Origin of the sequence: Aliivibrio sp. S2TY2 (genome assembly GCF_028765525.1) — a bacterium.
In the GTDB taxonomy this organism is placed as follows: Bacteria; Pseudomonadota; Gammaproteobacteria; order Enterobacterales; family Vibrionaceae; genus Aliivibrio; species Aliivibrio finisterrensis_A.
The window spans coordinates 1-17,565 of sequence record NZ_JARACS010000004.1 but is presented as its reverse complement, the minus strand read 5'-3'; the positions used below and the strand labels follow the sequence as shown (position 1 = coordinate 17,565).

The following is a 17,565-nucleotide window of genomic DNA, read 5'->3' as shown; positions in this document are numbered from 1 at the left end:
ATTATAGCTTTTTAAAGAATCGACTTTCAGCTTTTATCGCTTGGCCATCAGAATTGGTAATTTTAAATTCAATGGTGGTAATGGTTTTGCTCAACTCAGTGTCTTGTGCACCCAAACTCATTGGTAAACTTAATACTTCACCAGCATTGACGTTAACGCTTTGTTCGCCATACCAAGTCAGGTTGTTAATACCGGTAACTGATAGTTGATATTCTTGGCTCTGTTGAGTCTTATTTATAATTTTCAACGTGTAAGTATTTTCAATTAAACCGGTGCTATTAATGCGAGAAAGTTGATTTCTGTCTCTTAATACATCAAGTCCCATTGGTTCTACAGAGGCTATTTGAGTAAAGAAAAGACCCATCATCAATAGCATGACAAGGCCATAACCGATCAATTTTGGACGCATGATATGAGTTTTATGACCTGCTAATTTATGCTCAGTGGTATAGCTAATAAGATCTTTTTCATAGCCCATTTTATTCATGGTCTCATTACACGCATCAATACAAGCACCACAGTTAATACACTCATATTGTAAGCCGTCACGAATATCTATGCCGGTAGGACAAACTTGAACGCATAAATTACAGTCTATGCAATCACCTAGCCCAAGGGTTTTCGGATCTTTTTTACGAGATCGTGGGCCTCTGGTTTCACCGCGTTGAGGGTCATAACCGACAATATAAGTGTCTTTATCAAACATAGCTGATTGGAATCGTGCGTAAGGACACATATGCAAACAAACGATTGAGCGCATCCATCCTGCATTTCCATAAGTACAACCAGCAAAGAAAATAACCCAAAATGCAGGTAGAAAATCACTATTGAAGGTAAAGAAATCAACAACAAGTTCTTTTACCGGTACAAAATAACCAACAAAAGTGATGCCTGTTGCTATCGCAATGGCTACCCATGCAAAGTGTTTAAGTGCTTTTCGAAGAAACAAGTTTGATGTCATTTTCATTTGGTCTTGTTTGCGACGTTTATTGGCGGGACCCTCTAGTTTTTCTTCAAACCAGATATACATGAATGTCCAAACGGTTTGTGGGCAGAGGTATCCGCACCAAACTCGGCCTAAAAAGGTGGTAATAAAAAAGAGACCAAAGGCGGCGATCACAAAAAGAAGCGCTAATAATGTCAGATCTTGAGGAAATAACGTTGTACCAAAGAAATTAAATTGTTGGCTGCCAATATCCAGTAAAATCGCTTGACGATCACCAAAGGAAATCCACGGAGTAAGAACAAAGAGTGCTAATAAAAACCAAGCGCCATAGCGGCGTAATTTTTGAAATGTCCCTTTACTCTGACGAACGTAAATACCTGAATTGGGATTGAAACGATCACTACTGGATTTGTGTGTTTTGGGATTGAACTGTTTTGGAGTCACATCTTTGATGTCGATTTTATCCTGACTCATGATTCTTCCTAGTTATTTTTATGAGGTATCCCAACGATGGTTTTATTGAGCGGAACCATTTCAAGGTTGGTGATATTAAGACATTGCGGCTGAATTATAGCTTGATGTGAGTTATGAATACGTTGGAAGGTTCAAATTTAGTTAAAAAAGTGTGTTTTATTTGATAGGAAATCGATCTGGTTTATTGCAAACCAGATCGAGATAATGAGGTTATAGCAGGCCACGCGCTCTTAATATTGCCGTTTTAAAGTCGTCTTCTTGGTCTTTTGCAAGACCAGGGATCATTTCATCTTTTTCACTATTGCGCATTTTTAGGTGATAGATAAGAACATCATCAGTCAGATCTTCTAGTTTACCTTCGTATTTTGTTTCTTCAGCCAGTTTCGTAATGAACTGCATTAAGTTCAATTCTGGTTCTTTTTGCCATTCTGGGTGAATTAATTCGATAAGTTCATTAACGCGGTGACATTTCATTGAGCATTCTCCTTATTTTTATTAAGGAGAAGTATAGCTAAGTTAGGGTGGGGAATGAAAGTGATATGTCGAAGAGTACATCATGATGCAAAAAGAAAAAGCGCAACCCATAGGCTACGCTTTTAAATTAAGCCGCACATGAAACATCAGCTTGAGTTTCTTTTTTCTCGGAAATTACAAGAGTCATTTCTGGTACGTTCTTTTTCGTTGCAACTACTTTTACAAAGTGGCTGCGACGACGATCCACGCTGTGCGTTGAAGCAGAGCGTGAGAACCTGACAGTCATAGGACGCATTGGTTATCTCTATAGTCAGGCACTTCCATGGCCAAATTAATGACCTAACAACTTATGAGTTACATCAAGGTGAACTCTATTTAGCTTTCGCCAATCCAAATAAGTCATCAGGGATATGTGTTCATAAAACACACAGTAAGAGTATCATAAACTGTCAATTAGTCGAGGTACATCTCAACGTAATTATGAATATTACGTAATACTATGTTGATAGATATATGCGTGGCGGAGGAGAGTAACCATGTCCTTTTTTAAGAAAACATTAGCATCGTTAGGTATTGGTTCTGCCAATGTCGATACAATTATTCATCAGGAAGCATTAGTTCCAGGTCAGAAAGTTCAAGTTACAATAGAGGTAACTGGTGGAGCGACAGAGCAGCATATTGATAACATTGACCTGAAATTATGTTGTCAGTACAAAAAAGAAGTTCATCGTAAAAGTGAAAATGGGTCACAAACCCAAATCATTAAGCAGACTCATGTTTTGGCTGATTGGAGCTTACCTTATGCATTTACAATAGAGCCAAAGCAAGAACGAAAGTTTGAGCTTGAATTAGACCTTCCATTAAATACACCTATTACGATTGGTGATGCCAACGTGTGGGTTCAAACCGGGTTAGACATCTCTCTTGGTTTAGACCCAAAAGATAAAGATCCTATTACCGTTCGTCCCGATGATTTATTTGATGGTGTTCTAACGGCATTAGAAACAGAAGGGTTACGAATTCGCCAGGTTGAATGTGAATATGTCAAAGGGTTTGAGCTGCCTTTTGTTCAAGAGTTTGAGTTCGTCCCGTTCGATGGGCCTTATCACGGTCGCTGGCGAGAGCTTGAAATGATAGCTCACAGAGCCAAGGATGAACTGCAACTATGGTTTGAGATAGACAGAAGACATCAAGGCGGAGCTTTGGGGCTACTATCATCAATGCTTGGACGTGGTGAGTTAAAAAGACAATTAAGCTTACCTACGCGCTTAACTCCGGAAGAGGCGGGAAAGCAAGTTATTGATTTCTTAAATCAAACGACCTAATAGTTTATGCACTATCAGTCTCACTTGTTATTCAAATAAAAAAGGACACATTTAAGCTTACAGTTGTACGCTTAAATGTGTCATACTTATTTCATCGAGCAATCACTCTATGAGATAAATTATGTCCACTTCTGCCACTTATTCAAAAAAAGAAGAATTAGCCAACAGTTTAAGTCATGCATTAGGGATGGTGTTTGGTGTTGTTGCTTTAATATTACTATTAGTAAAAGCAAATGCTGCGGATGCAGATTGGTTAACCATAGCAAGTATGTCTGTTTATGGCGCCAGTATTATTTTACTTTTTTTAGCGTCGACGCTTTACCATTCTATTGCTGCACCAAAAGCGAAAAGGTTATTAAAAACCTTAGATCATTGCGCTATCTTTCTTTTGATTGCAGGTAGTTATACACCTTATTTATTAGTGAGTTTGAGAACCCCATTGGCGTACTGGTTAATGGGTGTTATTTGGGCTATTGCGCTAATAGGCATTATTGGCAAGATTATCTTTGTTTATCGATTTAAAAAATTGTCGCTGATTACTTATCTGATCATGGGATGGTTGTCAGTTATTGCGGTTTATCAATTGGTTATTCATATCGATATTAATGGCGTTATTTTGTTAGGACTTGGTGGGGTAATTTACTCTTTAGGGGTTATTTTTTATGTCGCGAAGAAGATCCCATATAACCACGCTATTTGGCATTTGTTTGTGTTAGGTGGCTGCATTACTCAATTTTTATCGATTTATTATTATGTAAAGCCGGTTTAATACCAATAACAGTAAGTAAGTGATCAGAAATGGCCTAGTAGAAATACGAGGCCATTTTTATTGTTACTGTGTTATTCGTTAGTGAGTTAAATTTAGTATTAACCCTTAACTTAACCCTTCCAAAACGCTGGGAAGAACAGTACAAGCACTGTTAGGATTTCGAGTCGTCCCATCAACATACCAATGCTTAATATCCATTTAGCACTGTCTGGTAAAGTGGCAAAGTTTCCTGTTGGGCCCACAATGTGCCCCATTCCCGGTCCTACGTTAGCAACAGCAGTAATGGCACTTGTGATACTGGTAACAGGATCAAGACCTAAGCTACCGAGTAATGCAGAAATAACAATAATGGTGAGGAAGAAGGTAAACACCAAGGCAACGACAGAGCGTGCTATATCGTCAGTAACAGGGCGTCCATTGTAACGCTGAACAAAAATACCTGATGGGTGAATGAGTTTCATCATCTGCTTATTCAGCATTGTTGCTGCAATTTGAAAGCGGAAGATTTTTATCCCACCAGCAGTCGAGCCTGAGCAAGCGCCAGCCATCATAACAAAAGCAAAAATAATCGCAGGGAATGCCCCCCACGCCGTAAAATCATCCAAACCAAAGCCTGTTGTGGTTATCACTGAAATGATATTAAACACTGACACGCGTAACGCATCCATAACGGTATAGTCATTATGGAGAACAAGCCAAATAGCAACAGATAAACTGGTAATTAAAACTAGTTTGAGAAAGCCTACCACCTGAGCATCTTTAAATAATACTTTTGGATCCCGCTTTTTCAATACTTGAATAAAGAGCAGAAAAGGCAATCCGCCAGCAAACATAAAGAAGGCAGCAACCCAGTGTGTGCTATTAGAGAAACGGTTCATAGAACTGTCTGACGTTGAATAGCCCCCAGTGGATAGCGTCGTGAAGGCATGATTTATGGCTTCAAACGGCGTCATTCCTGTCACTAAGTAACTTAAAAAACATAAAAGGGTTAAACTTAAATACACACTGACGATGTATTTAGCTACGTATTTAGTCCTTGGTGCACTTTTATCTGACCAATCGGACGATTCTGTTTGGAACAGTCGCATACCACCAACATTTAGCATTGGAAGAATAGCAACCGCCATTACAATGAATCCTACTCCGCCAAGCCATTGTAGCGTTGATCGCCATAGTAAAATGCTGGGCGCCATATCATCCAAACCACTGAGAACCGTAGAGCCTGTTGTTGTTATTCCTGACATGGTTTCAAAGTAGGCATCAGTAAAGCTGATATGGTTGATGAAGACAAATGGCAATGCAGCAAAGGCACTGGCAATGGTCCAGACTAATGTGGTGATAAGGAACATATCCCGCACGTTCATTTTAAACTGTTTACTACGGCCAAAAGTTAAACAAGCAAATGCCACTATATGAGTAATAGCAACCGCTTGTCCAAACTCGATGAAACCGCCAGTACCAGTGAAAAGAGCGACGAGTGTTGGGATATACATAAATAGGGCAAGTTTAGATAAAACAAGCCCTATTACAAATAGGATCGGTTTGTAGTTAACCATAATTATAAGAAGAACGGACTCGGTTGGAATAAGCGTTCGACATCCTGAACGTATTTCTTATCCACTAGGAACATAACAACGTGATCATCCTGTTCTATCACGGTTTTATCATGGGCAATGAGTACTTCTTCGCCACGAACAATAGCGCCAATGGTTGTGCCTGGTGGGAGTTTGATGTTTTGAATCTCTTTGCCAACCACTTTCGATGTCGTTTCATCACCATGAGCAATGGCTTCAATCGCTTCTGCTGCACCACGACGAAGAGAAGAGACATTTACGATATCAGCACGACGAACGTGTGTTAATAGCGCTGAAATGGTCGCTTGCTGTGGAGAAATGGCAACATCAATCACGCCCCCTTGAACTAAGTCGACATAAGCACCACGTTGGATCAGTACCATGACTTTTTTGGCTCCCATGCGTTTTGCAAGCATGGCTGACATGATGTTGGCTTCATCTTCATTGGTTACAGCAATGAACACATCTACTTGGTCGATGTGTTCTTCACTCAATAATTCTTGATCGGCAGCATCACCACAAAAAACGATGCTTTCTTCAAGTAACTCAGATAACTCTTCAGCGCGTTTCATGTTGCGTTCAATCAATTTCACGCTGTAATTGTGCTCTAAACGTCGCGCAAGGCCTGCACCGATGTTACCGCCACCAACAATCATTATTCGTTTGTATGGGCGTTCTAAGCGTTGTAATTCACTCATTACTGAACGGATATGGTTACTTGCTGCAACAAAGAAAACCTCATCATCGGCTTCGATAACGGTGGTGCCTTGAGGACGAATAGGACGACCTTGTCGGAAAATAGCAGCAACGCGAGTATCAATATGTGGCATATGATCTCGAAGTGCAGATAACGCATTCCCAACGAGAGGGCCACCATAGTAGGCTTTTACTGCCACTAAGCTGACTTTTTTCTCTGCAAAACTAGCCACTTGAAGCGCACCTGGGTATTCAATTAAACGTTCAATATATCCCGTCACTAATTCTTCAGGTGCAATTAAGTGATCAACAGGAATAGCGTCTGATTGGAACAGGCGATCTTTTTCTTTTAAGTATTCAGGTGACCGAATACGAGCAATACGGTTTGGGGTATTAAAGAGCGTAAATGCTATCTGACACGCAATCATATTGGTTTCGTCAGAATTGGTTACCGCAACCAGCATATCGGCATCTTGTGCCCCAGCCTCTCTCAAGGTGTCTGGATGACTGGCAAATCCTTGAACAACACGAAGGTCATATTTATCTTGTAACTCACGCAGTCGCTCCGAACTCTTATCAACAACGGTAATGTCATTGTTTTCGCCCACCAAGTTTTCAGCCAGTGTGCCGCCAACCTGCCCTGCACCTAAGATTATGATTTTCATACCGCTTGCTCGCTCGTATATAGGTTATGCTTTTTGTAGAACAGCGTAATAGAAGCCGTCCATATTCTCTTCACCAGGAAGAATTTGACGTCCTGGTTTCGCAGGATCGGTATTGTCTACTAAAGAGGCATTTTCTGTGCGCTCTAAAAAGGCTTTTACTTGGTCACAGTTTTCTTGCGGAGTGATTGAACACGTCGCATACACCATGGTGCCGCCAGATTTTAACTGTAGCCACATCGCATCAAAGATTTCACTTTGCAGCTCAGCCAGCGCTTTAATATCTTCAGAACGACGTAGCCACTTGATGTCTGGGTGACGACGAATAACACCAGTTGCAGAGCAAGGCGCATCTAATAAAATGCGGTCAAACTGCTCGCCTTTCCACCATTGTTCAGGATAACGAGCATCACCACAAATAACTTTTGCAGTTAGGTTAAGGCGTTCTAAGTTTTCGTACACGCGAGTTAAGCGTGTTTCATCACAGTCAATCGCAACCACATTGGTGTTTTTTGTGCGTTCTAAAATGTGAGCCGTTTTACCACCTGGCGCAGCACAACAGTCTAAAATTAACTCGCCATCTTGAGGCTGTAGATATTCTGCCGATAATTGCGCTGCAGCATCTTGCACTGAAACCCAACCTTGCTCAAAGCCTGGTAGTGTAAATACATCGCGTGCTTTATCTAACAATAATGCGTCTGTTGCTTGGCTGTGTGGAGTCACTTCAATCTCTTCTTTTTCAAGAAGAGCTATGTACTCATCACGAGTGTGGTGCTGACTGTTAACACGTAACCACATTGGTGCTTTACTGTTATTGGCTTCAACAATATTTTCCCATTGTTCTGGGTAGGCTTGTTGTAGCATTTTCAATAACCAACCAGGGTGACCGTATTTACCAGAATCATGACTTACTGATTTCGCATCCAATTCTTCTTGGCTACGTTGATAGTTACGTAGTACCGCGTTGATCAACCCACTCAGCTTTGGACCTTTTAAATTCTTTGTGCCTTCAACCGTTTCAGCTACAGCAGCGTGTGCAGGAATACGCATGAAACTCAGTTGATAGATACCAACAAGAATTAGGTGATGGAATACTCGTTGTTTTCCCTTTAATGGTTTATCCATTAATGATTGAGCAACAGACTCTAAACGAGGAAGAAAGCGCAGTACGCCATAGCAGATCTCTTGCAGTAAAGCCTGATCACGAGGTTTGATCTCAGATTGAGCTTTTGGAAGCGCTGAAGAGAGAGAATGACCCTGATCGACAACTTGATAAATAACTTTGGCTGCCGCAGCACGAACGTTCATGTCATCACCTAAAATATGGTTGGCAAAAATAAAAAGGCAAATACAATATTTGCCATTTAAAAAGTAAGGTGGCAATTATGCCACCTTTTTATATTTTTGAAGAATTAGTTAAGGGTATTACCCACTTCAAACCATTCTTTGCGAGAGTTCAAAATATCTTGAACGCCCATTGCTTTTTTTCCAGGAACTTGCAGTTGTTCAAATACAATGGCATTTGAGCCAGTGGCAACATAAATTCCTGTTTTATCTGCTTGAATGATGGTGCCAGGCGTTGCATTTCCTGCGTATTCTTCAACACGAGATTGCCACACTTTAATGGCTTTCTCTTCAACAGAGAAGTGACTCATTGGCCAAGGGTTAAAAGCACGAACACAACGTTCAATCGCTTCTGCATCCATTGTCCAATCAATCTTAGCTTCTTCTTTGCTGAGTTTTTTCGCGTAATTAGCCTGTTCATCGTTTTGCTTTTCAGCAACAGCAGTGCCGTCAGCAATCGTCGATAAACATTCAACAAGAGCAACAGGACCAAGTTCAGCCAATTTATTGTACATTGACGCACTGGTATCTGTTGCTTCAATTGGCAGTGTTGCAATGCTTAGCATGTCGCCAGTATCTAAACCAATGTCCATTTGCATAATGGTTACGCCTGTTTCAGCATCACCAGCCCAAATAGAGCGTTGAATAGGAGCAGCACCACGCCAGCGAGGAAGAATAGAACCATGAACGTTAATGCAACCCAGCCTTGGTGTATCTAACACCGCTTGTGGTAGCAATAAGCCATAAGCAACCACAACCATTAAATCTGCATTTTGGTCAGCCAGTTCTTGTTTTGCTTCGTCACTCTTAAAGTTTTCAGGCTGGAACACTGGGATATTGTGCTCAAGCGCCAGTTCTTTTACTGGGCTTGCCGTTAGCTTTTTACCACGACCCGCAGGGCGATCTGGTTGAGTATATACGCCAATCACTTCATGGTGAGAGTCGATAAGTGCTGACAAATGGCGAGCCGCGAAATCGGGCGTGCCCGCAAAAATAATGCGTAATGGTTTATTCAAGTTGACCTCGGAGTCTCTAATATCAACCCAAATAAGGCAGTTACTTACTGCTTATTTGGGCTTACGATGGTTAGTTTTTAGCGTTGAATTTTTTAATCTTCTCTAGTTTTTCTTTGATGCGTTTACGCTTTAGAGGCGATAAGTAATCAACGAATAATTTGCCATCAAGGTGGTCTAATTCGTGTTGAACACAGATCGCTAATAAATCATCAGCATCAAAGCTAAATTCTTTACCATCGCGATCAAGAGCTGTTACTGATACTTCAGCAGAACGAGGAACCATTCCTTTTGCGCCAGGAACAGATAAGCAACCTTCTTCTATGCCATCATCGCCACTTTTTTGTGTGATAACAGGGTTGATTAATACCATTGGTTCGTCACGAGTGTCAGATACATCGATCACAACAATACGTTGGTGGAAATCAACTTGCGTAGCAGCAAGGCCAATACCTTCTTCGTCGTACATGGTTTCAATCATGTCATCGACAAACTTTTGGATTTCAGGTGTTACTGCTTCTACCGGTTTTGCTACGGTGCGTAGACGATCGTCCGGAAACGTTAAAACTTCTAATAAAGCCATAATTACTCTAAATGTTGAACTGCGCCGAAAACGGCATAAACCTAATAGCTCCAATTCTAGACATTTTATTGAGCAAATGACAGCATCGGTTGGTATGTCTGACAAGGAAAGCGGACCATGTTAAAAAAAACACTCATTTTTTCATCATTAATTAGCGCTATTTTATTTTCATCACCATCAATATCAAGTGACGATAAACTGGTTTTAAAACAAGATTACCCGGAACAATACACCGTTAAGAAAGGGGATACTCTCTGGGATATTTCGGCGTTATTCTTAGATAGTCCTTGGTTTTGGCCAAAACTATGGAAAATTAACCCTGGTATAAATAATCCTCACTTAATTTACCCAGGGGATGAATTAACGTTAACTTGGCATAATGGAAGCCCAGTATTAAGTGTTAAGCCGCTTAAGAAATTGTCGCCTAAAGTGCGTAAGGTAGTGAAAGAGCCTGTCCCTACATTACCGACGAGTTTAGTTGTGCCTTATTTACAGTCCGATCGTTTAATCGACGACATAAATTATGAAACGTCATACAGAGTGCTAGGAACCAGTGACGGTCGTAAATTTTTAAGTGCGAGTGAAAGAGTGTATGTGGATGCTGAGTTATCACATAAAGAATGGGGCATATACCGAGTCGTTAATGAGTTTTCGCGTAAGGACGATAAAGCCTCATCTTATGCTCTTCGTCTTGTAGGTGTTGCAGAGTTAGCAGAAAGAAATGAAGGAATGAGCGGGTTAAAAATCATTAAACAGCAGCAAGAAATTGCAATTAACGATGTGGTTTTACCTATTTCTTCTGATGAAATAAAAACAGAATTAACAACAACTTTTTATCCCCAGCCTGCACCAATAGATATTGATGTATCCATATTAGGTTCAATTGATGGTGGAGAATACTTAGCGGTTAATCAAGTCGCAGTGATCGATAAAGGAAGTAATGACGGCTTATTACAAGGAAGTATGTTTTCTTTGAGAGAGAAAGGAAATATTGTTAATGGTAATAAAGGCGAGTATTACTATGAGACGGATAAAGACACCAAGAAAAAAGGTATTCAATTGCCCCAGACTGAAATTGGTGAGTTAATCGTTATTAGACCTTATGAAAAATTTAGCTTAGCACTCATTACAAAAAGTGAAATGCCAATACACAAAGGCGTTATAGCGGTGTCTCCTAATGAGGAATAAATAAAGTTATGCCCATTTCTGAAGATCATCTATCGGCTTGGTTAACTTTATGCTTTTGTCCTAGAGTAGGTGGGAAGGTAATGTCTCGTTTACTCAGTGTCGATTCAGTTGAAAATATTCTGCAATACAATAATGAGCAGTTACAAGCTTTAGGCCTATCTTCATCTCAAATTACTTATTTAAAACAGATGGGGAATAAGCAAGTTGAGGCCTGCTTGACTTGGCAAGCAAAGAGTTCTGATCATACTATCTTGCCATTAACCGACCCTAGATACCCTAAGTTGTTGTCTGAGATTAGTGCTCCACCTCCTGTACTTTTTGTTAAGGGCGATGCGTTGTGTTTGTCTGAACCACAAGTTGCGATAGTTGGGAGTAGAAATGCCAGTCTTGAAGGATTAGATTGCTCTAAAGAATTTGCTCGCTCAATTGTTCAACATAATTATGTTGTAACCAGTGGTCTTGCGTTAGGTGTGGATGGGTATGCACATCATGGTGCAATAGAAGCAAAAGGAAAAACCATTGCTGTTCTTGGTTCTGGACTAGAAAAGATATACCCAGCTAAGCATCGAGCCTTGGCTCAGCGAGTGAGTGAAAATGGCGCCTTGGTTTCTGAGTTTAGACCTGACACACCACCAAGAGCTGATAATTTCCCCAGGCGAAATCGGATCATTAGTGGACTCTCGACGGGTGTATTGGTTGTTGAAGCTGCTGAGCGTTCAGGATCGCTGATTACAGCAAGGTATGCTAATGAACAAGGTCGAGAAGTCTTTGCACTTCCAGGGTCGATTCAAAACCCTACGGCTCAAGGATCAAATAGCTTAATTAAAGCAGGAGCAAAACTGGTTTCATCTCCAGAAGATATTTTTGATGAAATTGGGGCTTTAACTGAATGTGCAATATCTCACCAACCGTCCTTATTCGATCAAGAAGTTATCACAGAACAATTGCCATTTCCTGAAGTGTTCGCTACCGTAGGCAGTGAGGCGACGCCTGTTGATATAATCGCAGAGCGGTGTCAGATGCCTGTACATGAAATCATGATGCAATTACTTGAATTAGAGTTGCAAGGTTTCATCGCTGCAGTCCCAGGGGGTTACATTAAAAAGCGGAGGGGCTAGCCATGATGGATGTTCTTATGTATCTATTTGAAACATATATCCATAGTGATGTTGAACTAAACGTAGAACAAGAAAAACTTGAAGAAGAATTATTAAAAGCAGGCTTTCACCAAGAGGCTATTTATAAAGCACTTGATTGGTTAGAAGACTTAGCTCGTCTACAAGAATCGGATTCTTATACGCACATAGAACCAAGTACATCAACGTCAATGCGCGTGTATACTCAACAAGAAATTGATGGAATTGACACTGCTTGTCGTGGTTTTTTACTTTTTTTAGAGCAAATTAAAGTTCTGACAAGTGAAACGAGAGAAATGGTCATCGAACAGGTAATGGCATTAGAAACAGAGGATCTTTCTTTGGACGATTTGAAATGGGTCGTGCTAATGGTGTTGTTCAATGTTCCAGGTCAAGAGAGTGCTTATACGCAGATGGAAGAGCTGCTTTATACTGCAGATGTAGGCATTACGCATTAAGGTTTTTGAATGTCTGGGAAAATAGATAAGCAATTATTTCAAGCTCACGAACACGCGCTAGAGCATCAAAGTTGTCCGGAATGTAGCGGTGAACTTATGATCCGTTATGGTAAACGAGGTCCATTTTTGGGGTGCCAAAATTATCCTGAATGCGACTATATTCGCCCATTAAAAAGTAATGATGGTCATATAGTTAAAGAGCTGGGGATCCCATGTCCTGAGTGTGAAAATGAGTTAGTATTAAGGCAAGGTCGATATGGAATGTTTATCGGTTGTTCTACTTATCCCATATGTACGCACATTGAATCATTAGAGCAGAAAAAGGAAGAACCAAAAGAGTTGATTGAATGCCCGAGTTGCAAAAAAGGCTTGTTGCATGAAAAACAGTCACGTTTTGGTAAATCATTTTATGCGTGTGACGCTTATCCGGCCTGTCGTTTTGCTGTCAATTTAGAGCCGCAACAAGGGTGTTGTCAAAAATGTGGTTTTGAGTTGCTGCTAAAAAAAGAAACAGCAGTAGGGGTACGACTCATTTGTGCAGATAAAAAGTGTGCCGAAGTTCAGAACCAAGCAGAGTAACTTAATCACTAGTATTAAGTTACTCATACCTAAGATTTAAGAAAGAGCTTTAAAGGCTTGTTTATCTAAAATATTCGCAAGTTTAGAAAGCTCTTTTTGTAGCATTTCAGGAGAGTCGGCACACACGTTAATATGGCCCATTTTTCTACCCGCTCGCTTCTCTTTTCCATACCAATGAATATGGCAATTCGGCATTGTTAATATTTCATCTGGTAAGCTATCTTCACCTAAAATATTAATCATCGCTGTTGAGCGAAGTAATTCATTGCCTGTTAATGGTAAGTTGCATACTGCTCGAATGTGCATTTCAAATTGGCAAACATCAGTACCTTGCTGAGTCCAATGTCCAGAGTTATGAACTCGTGGCGCGATTTCATTTACAAGTAACTTTCCGTCTACATCGAAAAACTCAATAGCAAGCACTCCGATATAATTAAGCTCATCTGCGATAGCAGTAAACATACGATCGGCTTGTTCTTGCAACTCACTGGTGCCTTCTAATGCGGTTGATAAAGCCAAAACTCCATCGACATGAACATTTTTAGTCAGTGGGTAAGTCACCATTTGACCGTTTTTATTACGAGCGCCAATAAGTGAAACTTCACGGTTAAATGGAATAAATTGTTCAGCAACCATGGCTTGATCTGGAGAGTTTTTGATTAGCTCATCCATTTCTTCCCAAATAGAATCAACTTGAGAAAGATCTTTTAAGCGCCATTGACCCTTTCCATCATAACCACCTAAGGCACTTTTCAAAACCATAGGGATCCCTACAGTATCGATAGCATTAAGAAAGTCTTGTTTGGTATTGATGATATGGTATTTGGCGTTTGCAACATGAGCATTGTCTAATAACTTTTTCTCAAGACGACGATCTCCTCCCGCCTTTATTGCATCAGGCGTTGGTTGGAATTTTCCACTAATACTGCAAATATCTAGAATATGATGAGGAATATGTTCAAACTCAGCGGTAATTACATCAACATTGTTTATCGCTTGCTCTAATGATAAATCAATTGGCTGTTGAGTTAATGGATGTACAATTTGTTGGCTATTAACATCATAAGCGATCACATCAATATTCAGTGGAGCACTAGCTAAAGACATCATTCGAGCTAATTGACCTGAACCTAAAATAAGAACATTCATGATTAATCCTCTGATGGGTCTGGGTTCTCTAACACCATTTCAGTTTGTTCTTTACGGAAAGCTTCAACCGCAGCCATTACTTCTTCGTTTGATGTGCCAATGATTTGAGCAGCAAGAATACCCGCATTAGCCGCTCCCGCCTCACCTATCGCAAGCGTACCAACAGCAATACCTTTTGGCATTTGCACAATTGAAAGCAATGAATCCATTCCTTTAAGTGCGCGAGATTGTACTGGAACACCTAAAACCGGAACGCTTGTGAATGCAGCGGCCATTCCAGGAAGGTGTGCAGCGCCGCCTGCTCCAGCGATAATTACTTTAATGCCACGATCTTTTGCTTGAGTTGCATAATCGGCAAGTAATTGAGGAGTTCTGTGTGCAGAAACCACTTTTGTCTCATAAGGCACATTAAAGCGGTCAAGCATCTCAGCGGCCAGTTTCATTGTTGGCCAGTCTGATTTTGAACCCATGATAATACCGACTTTCATTGTGAACTCCTTAAATAAAGATATTGGCAATATAGAAAAGTTATCTGCATTATACGGTTATTTTTTATTAAGGAAAACGTTTGCGTAAGGAAATGCTCAACTTATTAATGATTGATGACAATTCAAAAAAGGAAAGCAGTTGTGTGATTTGAGTAGATCAATAGAATAGATACAATATATAGAAGAGAGTGGTATTAATGTGAAGAATCTAAATCAAGTCGTAGAAGCCTTGAACATAGGGAATGTTATCGCTTATCCGACCGAAGGTGTTTTTGGTGTTGGTTGTGATCCAGATAATGAGCAAGCCTTACTAAAATTGTTAGATGTAAAACAGAGACCAAAAGAAAAAGGGTTAATCTTAATTGCAGCATCTATTGAACAACTATTACCTTATATAGATTTAGAACAATTAACAGAAGATCAAGTTAATGCCATTAAAGCATCATGGCCTGGTCCTGTCACTTGGATTGTTCCTGTTAAAGAAACCACATTATCTTTAGTTACTGGGCAGTTTAATAGTATTGCTGTCAGAGTAACGGGTCATCCTCAAGTGAAAGCTATTTGTAATGCATTTGGTAAACCCATTACTTCAACCAGTGCTAACCTCTCAGGATTAGAACCTTGTCGAAGTGTTGCCGAAGTTGAAGCTCAACTAGGAAATACAGGTGTGGTAATTTTTCAAGGAGAAGTGGGTAATCGCACTCAACCAACCGAAATTCGTGATGCGAAAACAGGTAATACGCTACGCCAGGGTTAATGCATCAATGATAGGTTTAAGGTAAGGTTACTAACATCATTTAGCGCTTTCATTGCAGGGAATATTTTCACATGGATAAGTATGCCGTTTTTGGTAACCCGGTTAAACACAGTAAATCACCTTTTATTCATACCTTATTTGCTCGTCAAACAATGCAGAATTTAGAATATTCAGCAATTGAAGCACCCATAAATGGTTTTGTTGAGTCAGTGACCGCGTTTTTTTCTCAACAAGGAAAAGGCTGTAATGTAACGGTCCCTTTTAAAGAAGAAGCATTTCAGTTTGTCGATCAATTAACCGAAAGAGCAAAGCTAGCAGGAGCCGTAAATACACTTAAAAAATTGGACGATGGCATTATTTTAGGTGATAACACAGATGGCGAAGGGTTAGTTCAAGATTTATTGCAGTACCAAGTACCTTTAGAAGATAAACACATTTTATTAATTGGTGCTGGTGGTGCAGCTCGTGGTGTCATTCTTCCTTTATTAAAGCAAAACCCAGCTTCTATTACGCTTGTTAATCGAACTTATGAAAAAGCAAAACAACTTGAAGGGTTGTTTTCTTCTTATGGAAGGATCGAAGCAAAAGAGATGAGTGACATTAATAAGAGTTTTGATGTCATTATTAATTCAACATCGGCAAGTTTATCTGGAGAGCTTCCTCAAATTGATCCTGTTATATTCTCTGGTGGTGCGATTAGCTATGACATGATGTATGGTTCAGGAAAAACTATCTTTAACCAATGGGCATTAGAAAACGATGCTTACCAAGCTTATGATGGGTTAGGTATGTTAGTGGGTCAAGCTGCAGAAAGTTTTACTGTGTGGAGAGGGCTACGTCCAGGCAGCAAACAAATTTTACGCGAATTACGAAAAAACTTAGAAGGTATGTAATGAATCAATCGATTCTATTTTCAGATGATTTAACCGTAGATCTGGATAACCAGTGTGTGCGTTTTTCAGCACAACAAATGGGAAGCTTAATTAATTGCTTGGTTTTATTCTCATGGCTTGAAGAAGAAAGCGGAGAACCTGTTTGCAGTCAAGAGAAAGCCTGTGAGATTTTTAATCACTTGCGTTTTGATATTGAAGACACAGCTGAAGCATTGATCGAAGATGAAGAGTTCAATGCTTCAGGAGAAATTGAAATCAGCTAGTTTCTTCTATGTAGCCGTTTTTAAATGCAACGTAATTTGATGCTGATTTTTTAAGTGATGCTATTTCCTCTATAGATAGAGGGCGAACTCGCTTAACTGGGCTACCTATATAAAGGTAGCCACTTTCCAGTCGTTTATTTGGTGGAACCAGACTACCAGCGCCAATCATTACATCTGCTTCAATATAAGCGTTGTCTAGAATAATGCTTCCCATTCCAACAAGAACTCGATCTTCAATTACGCAACCATGCAGCATGACTTTATGGCCAATAGTGACATCATTACCAATAAGTAATGGGGCTCCTTTTGGGTTTTCTGTATTTTTATGCGTAACGTGCAGAACTGAACCGTCTTGAATATTAGTTCTATCGCCGATAGAGATACTATTTACATCACCTCTAGCCACAACCAAAGGCCAAACACTAGAGTTTTGACCGATAGTGATATCTCCAATTAGAACACATGAAATATCTATATAGGTATTTGATCCAATAGCAGGAAAGGTAGATTTATAGCTTCGTAATGGAGAATTCATATTATATGCCCTTAAAATGATAACTAACTGTTAATAGAATGCGTCTTTAAGGCTAATTTAACACTGAATTGTATGGACTTTAACCATAAAAACATAAAATTGGAATATTATTAAAAAAGCCCTTGCTAATGTGATCGAACTCTCTATAATGCGACCTCACTGACACGGAGAGCCCGTCCCATAAGGGGTTAGCAATCTGGTTCAGGATGATGGTTAAAAATTTAGTTTCAAATAAGTGCTTGACACTGAAGCTTAAATA

Annotated in this window: 20 protein-coding genes; 9 read left to right on the top strand and 11 right to left on the bottom strand. The window is 40.0% G+C overall.

Features of this window, described 5'->3' with window-relative positions; all coding sequences use genetic code 11:
- Position 1: 1 nt before the first annotated feature.
- The 3 genes from ccoG to PVK63_RS08245 all read right to left on the bottom strand — a co-directional run bounded on the left by ccoG (position 2) and on the right by PVK63_RS08245 (position 2,180).
- Positions 2 to 1,420, bottom strand: a complete 1,419-nt coding sequence (ccoG, locus tag PVK63_RS08255; protein ID WP_130087508.1) for a cytochrome c oxidase accessory protein CcoG — start codon at positions 1,418 to 1,420, stop codon at positions 2 to 4.
- A 210-nt stretch (positions 1,421 to 1,630) separates the two neighbouring features.
- Positions 1,631 to 1,894, bottom strand: a complete 264-nt coding sequence (locus PVK63_RS08250) for a YihD family protein (RefSeq protein WP_130045738.1) — start codon at positions 1,892 to 1,894, stop codon at positions 1,631 to 1,633.
- Between the two features lie 127 nt (positions 1,895 to 2,021).
- A complete protein-coding gene (locus PVK63_RS08245) occupies positions 2,022 to 2,180 on the bottom strand; it encodes a hypothetical protein (protein ID WP_165369971.1) in 159 nt (52 codons plus the stop codon).
- Positions 2,181 to 2,430: 250 nt separating this feature from the next.
- On the opposite strand from PVK63_RS08245, the gene PVK63_RS08240 reads away from it, so the two are divergent.
- A complete protein-coding gene (locus PVK63_RS08240) occupies positions 2,431 to 3,219 on the top strand; it encodes a sporulation protein (RefSeq protein ID WP_130087510.1) in 789 nt (262 codons plus the stop codon).
- A gap of 121 nt (positions 3,220 to 3,340) precedes the next feature.
- The gene (gene trhA, locus PVK63_RS08235) at positions 3,341 to 3,988 is read left to right on the top strand and encodes a PAQR family membrane homeostasis protein TrhA (RefSeq protein ID WP_130049246.1); all 648 of its coding nucleotides are present in this window, start codon (positions 3,341 to 3,343) and stop codon (positions 3,986 to 3,988) included.
- A gap of 110 nt (positions 3,989 to 4,098) precedes the next feature.
- Here trhA and PVK63_RS08230 read toward each other — a convergent pair whose 3' ends face one another.
- The 5 genes from PVK63_RS08230 to def all read right to left on the bottom strand — a co-directional run bounded on the left by PVK63_RS08230 (position 4,099) and on the right by def (position 9,860).
- A complete protein-coding gene (locus tag PVK63_RS08230; RefSeq protein ID WP_130049247.1) occupies positions 4,099 to 5,544 on the bottom strand; it encodes a TrkH family potassium uptake protein in 1,446 nt (481 codons plus the stop codon).
- Positions 5,545 to 5,546: 2 nt separating this feature from the next.
- Positions 5,547 to 6,923, bottom strand: a complete 1,377-nt coding sequence (gene trkA / locus PVK63_RS08225) for a Trk system potassium transporter TrkA (RefSeq protein ID WP_130045733.1) — start codon at positions 6,921 to 6,923, stop codon at positions 5,547 to 5,549.
- Between the two features lie 24 nt (positions 6,924 to 6,947).
- A complete protein-coding gene (rsmB, locus tag PVK63_RS08220; protein WP_130045732.1) occupies positions 6,948 to 8,228 on the bottom strand; it encodes a 16S rRNA (cytosine(967)-C(5))-methyltransferase RsmB in 1,281 nt (426 codons plus the stop codon).
- Positions 8,229 to 8,332: 104 nt separating this feature from the next.
- Positions 8,333 to 9,280 carry a methionyl-tRNA formyltransferase gene (gene fmt, locus PVK63_RS08215; protein ID WP_130087512.1) on the bottom strand — a complete coding sequence of 316 codons (948 nt, stop codon included), beginning with the start codon at positions 9,278 to 9,280 and terminating at the stop codon, positions 8,333 to 8,335.
- 70 nt (positions 9,281 to 9,350) lie between these two features.
- Positions 9,351 to 9,860: a peptide deformylase gene (gene def / locus PVK63_RS08210; protein WP_130049249.1), complete on the bottom strand. Its 510-nt coding sequence runs from the start codon at positions 9,858 to 9,860 to the stop codon at positions 9,351 to 9,353.
- A gap of 117 nt (positions 9,861 to 9,977) precedes the next feature.
- Here def and PVK63_RS08205 point away from each other — a divergent pair, with 117 nt between their 5' ends.
- Genes PVK63_RS08205 through PVK63_RS08190 form a run of 4 tightly spaced genes read left to right on the top strand, consistent with a single transcriptional unit; the run spans position 9,978 to position 13,221 of the window.
- Positions 9,978 to 11,048 carry a LysM peptidoglycan-binding domain-containing protein gene (locus tag PVK63_RS08205; protein WP_130049250.1) on the top strand — a complete coding sequence of 357 codons (1,071 nt, stop codon included), beginning with the start codon at positions 9,978 to 9,980 and terminating at the stop codon, positions 11,046 to 11,048.
- Positions 11,049 to 11,062: 14 nt separating this feature from the next.
- Positions 11,063 to 12,166 (top strand): DNA-processing protein DprA, encoded by a 1,104-nt coding sequence (gene dprA, locus PVK63_RS08200; protein WP_188863545.1) that lies wholly within the window; start codon positions 11,063 to 11,065, stop codon positions 12,164 to 12,166.
- A 2-nt stretch (positions 12,167 to 12,168) separates the two neighbouring features.
- Entirely contained in the window at positions 12,169 to 12,642 is a 474-nt protein-coding gene (locus tag PVK63_RS08195) for a DUF494 family protein (protein ID WP_130045727.1), read from the top strand.
- A 9-nt stretch (positions 12,643 to 12,651) separates the two neighbouring features.
- Positions 12,652 to 13,221: a DNA topoisomerase family protein gene (locus PVK63_RS08190; protein ID WP_130049252.1), complete on the top strand. Its 570-nt coding sequence runs from the start codon at positions 12,652 to 12,654 to the stop codon at positions 13,219 to 13,221.
- Between the two features lie 36 nt (positions 13,222 to 13,257).
- Here the strand turns inward: PVK63_RS08190 and PVK63_RS08185 are convergent, their stop codons facing one another.
- Both PVK63_RS08185 and purE read right to left on the bottom strand, forming a co-directional pair.
- The gene (locus PVK63_RS08185; RefSeq protein WP_130087514.1) at positions 13,258 to 14,370 is read right to left on the bottom strand and encodes a 5-(carboxyamino)imidazole ribonucleotide synthase; all 1,113 of its coding nucleotides are present in this window, start codon (positions 14,368 to 14,370) and stop codon (positions 13,258 to 13,260) included.
- A 2-nt stretch (positions 14,371 to 14,372) separates the two neighbouring features.
- Entirely contained in the window at positions 14,373 to 14,858 is a 486-nt protein-coding gene (gene purE / locus PVK63_RS08180; RefSeq protein ID WP_005421516.1) for a 5-(carboxyamino)imidazole ribonucleotide mutase, read from the bottom strand.
- Positions 14,859 to 15,057: 199 nt separating this feature from the next.
- Here purE and PVK63_RS08175 point away from each other — a divergent pair, with 199 nt between their 5' ends.
- From PVK63_RS08175 to PVK63_RS08165, 3 genes are all read left to right on the top strand, one after another.
- Positions 15,058 to 15,615 carry a Sua5/YciO/YrdC/YwlC family protein gene (locus tag PVK63_RS08175; RefSeq protein WP_130049254.1) on the top strand — a complete coding sequence of 186 codons (558 nt, stop codon included), beginning with the start codon at positions 15,058 to 15,060 and terminating at the stop codon, positions 15,613 to 15,615.
- 71 nt (positions 15,616 to 15,686) lie between these two features.
- Positions 15,687 to 16,508, top strand: a complete 822-nt coding sequence (gene aroE, locus PVK63_RS08170) for a shikimate dehydrogenase (protein ID WP_130049255.1) — start codon at positions 15,687 to 15,689, stop codon at positions 16,506 to 16,508.
- Positions 16,508 to 16,771, top strand: coding sequence for a DUF1488 domain-containing protein (locus tag PVK63_RS08165; protein WP_130049256.1), 264 nt, complete (start codon positions 16,508 to 16,510; stop codon positions 16,769 to 16,771). Before aroE ends, PVK63_RS08165 begins: the two co-directional genes overlap by 1 nt.
- Here PVK63_RS08165 and PVK63_RS08160 read toward each other — a convergent pair.
- A complete protein-coding gene (locus tag PVK63_RS08160) occupies positions 16,764 to 17,306 on the bottom strand; it encodes a gamma carbonic anhydrase family protein (protein WP_130087516.1) in 543 nt (180 codons plus the stop codon). The genes PVK63_RS08165 and PVK63_RS08160 overlap by 8 nt on opposite strands.
- Positions 17,307 to 17,565 lie beyond the last annotated feature (259 nt).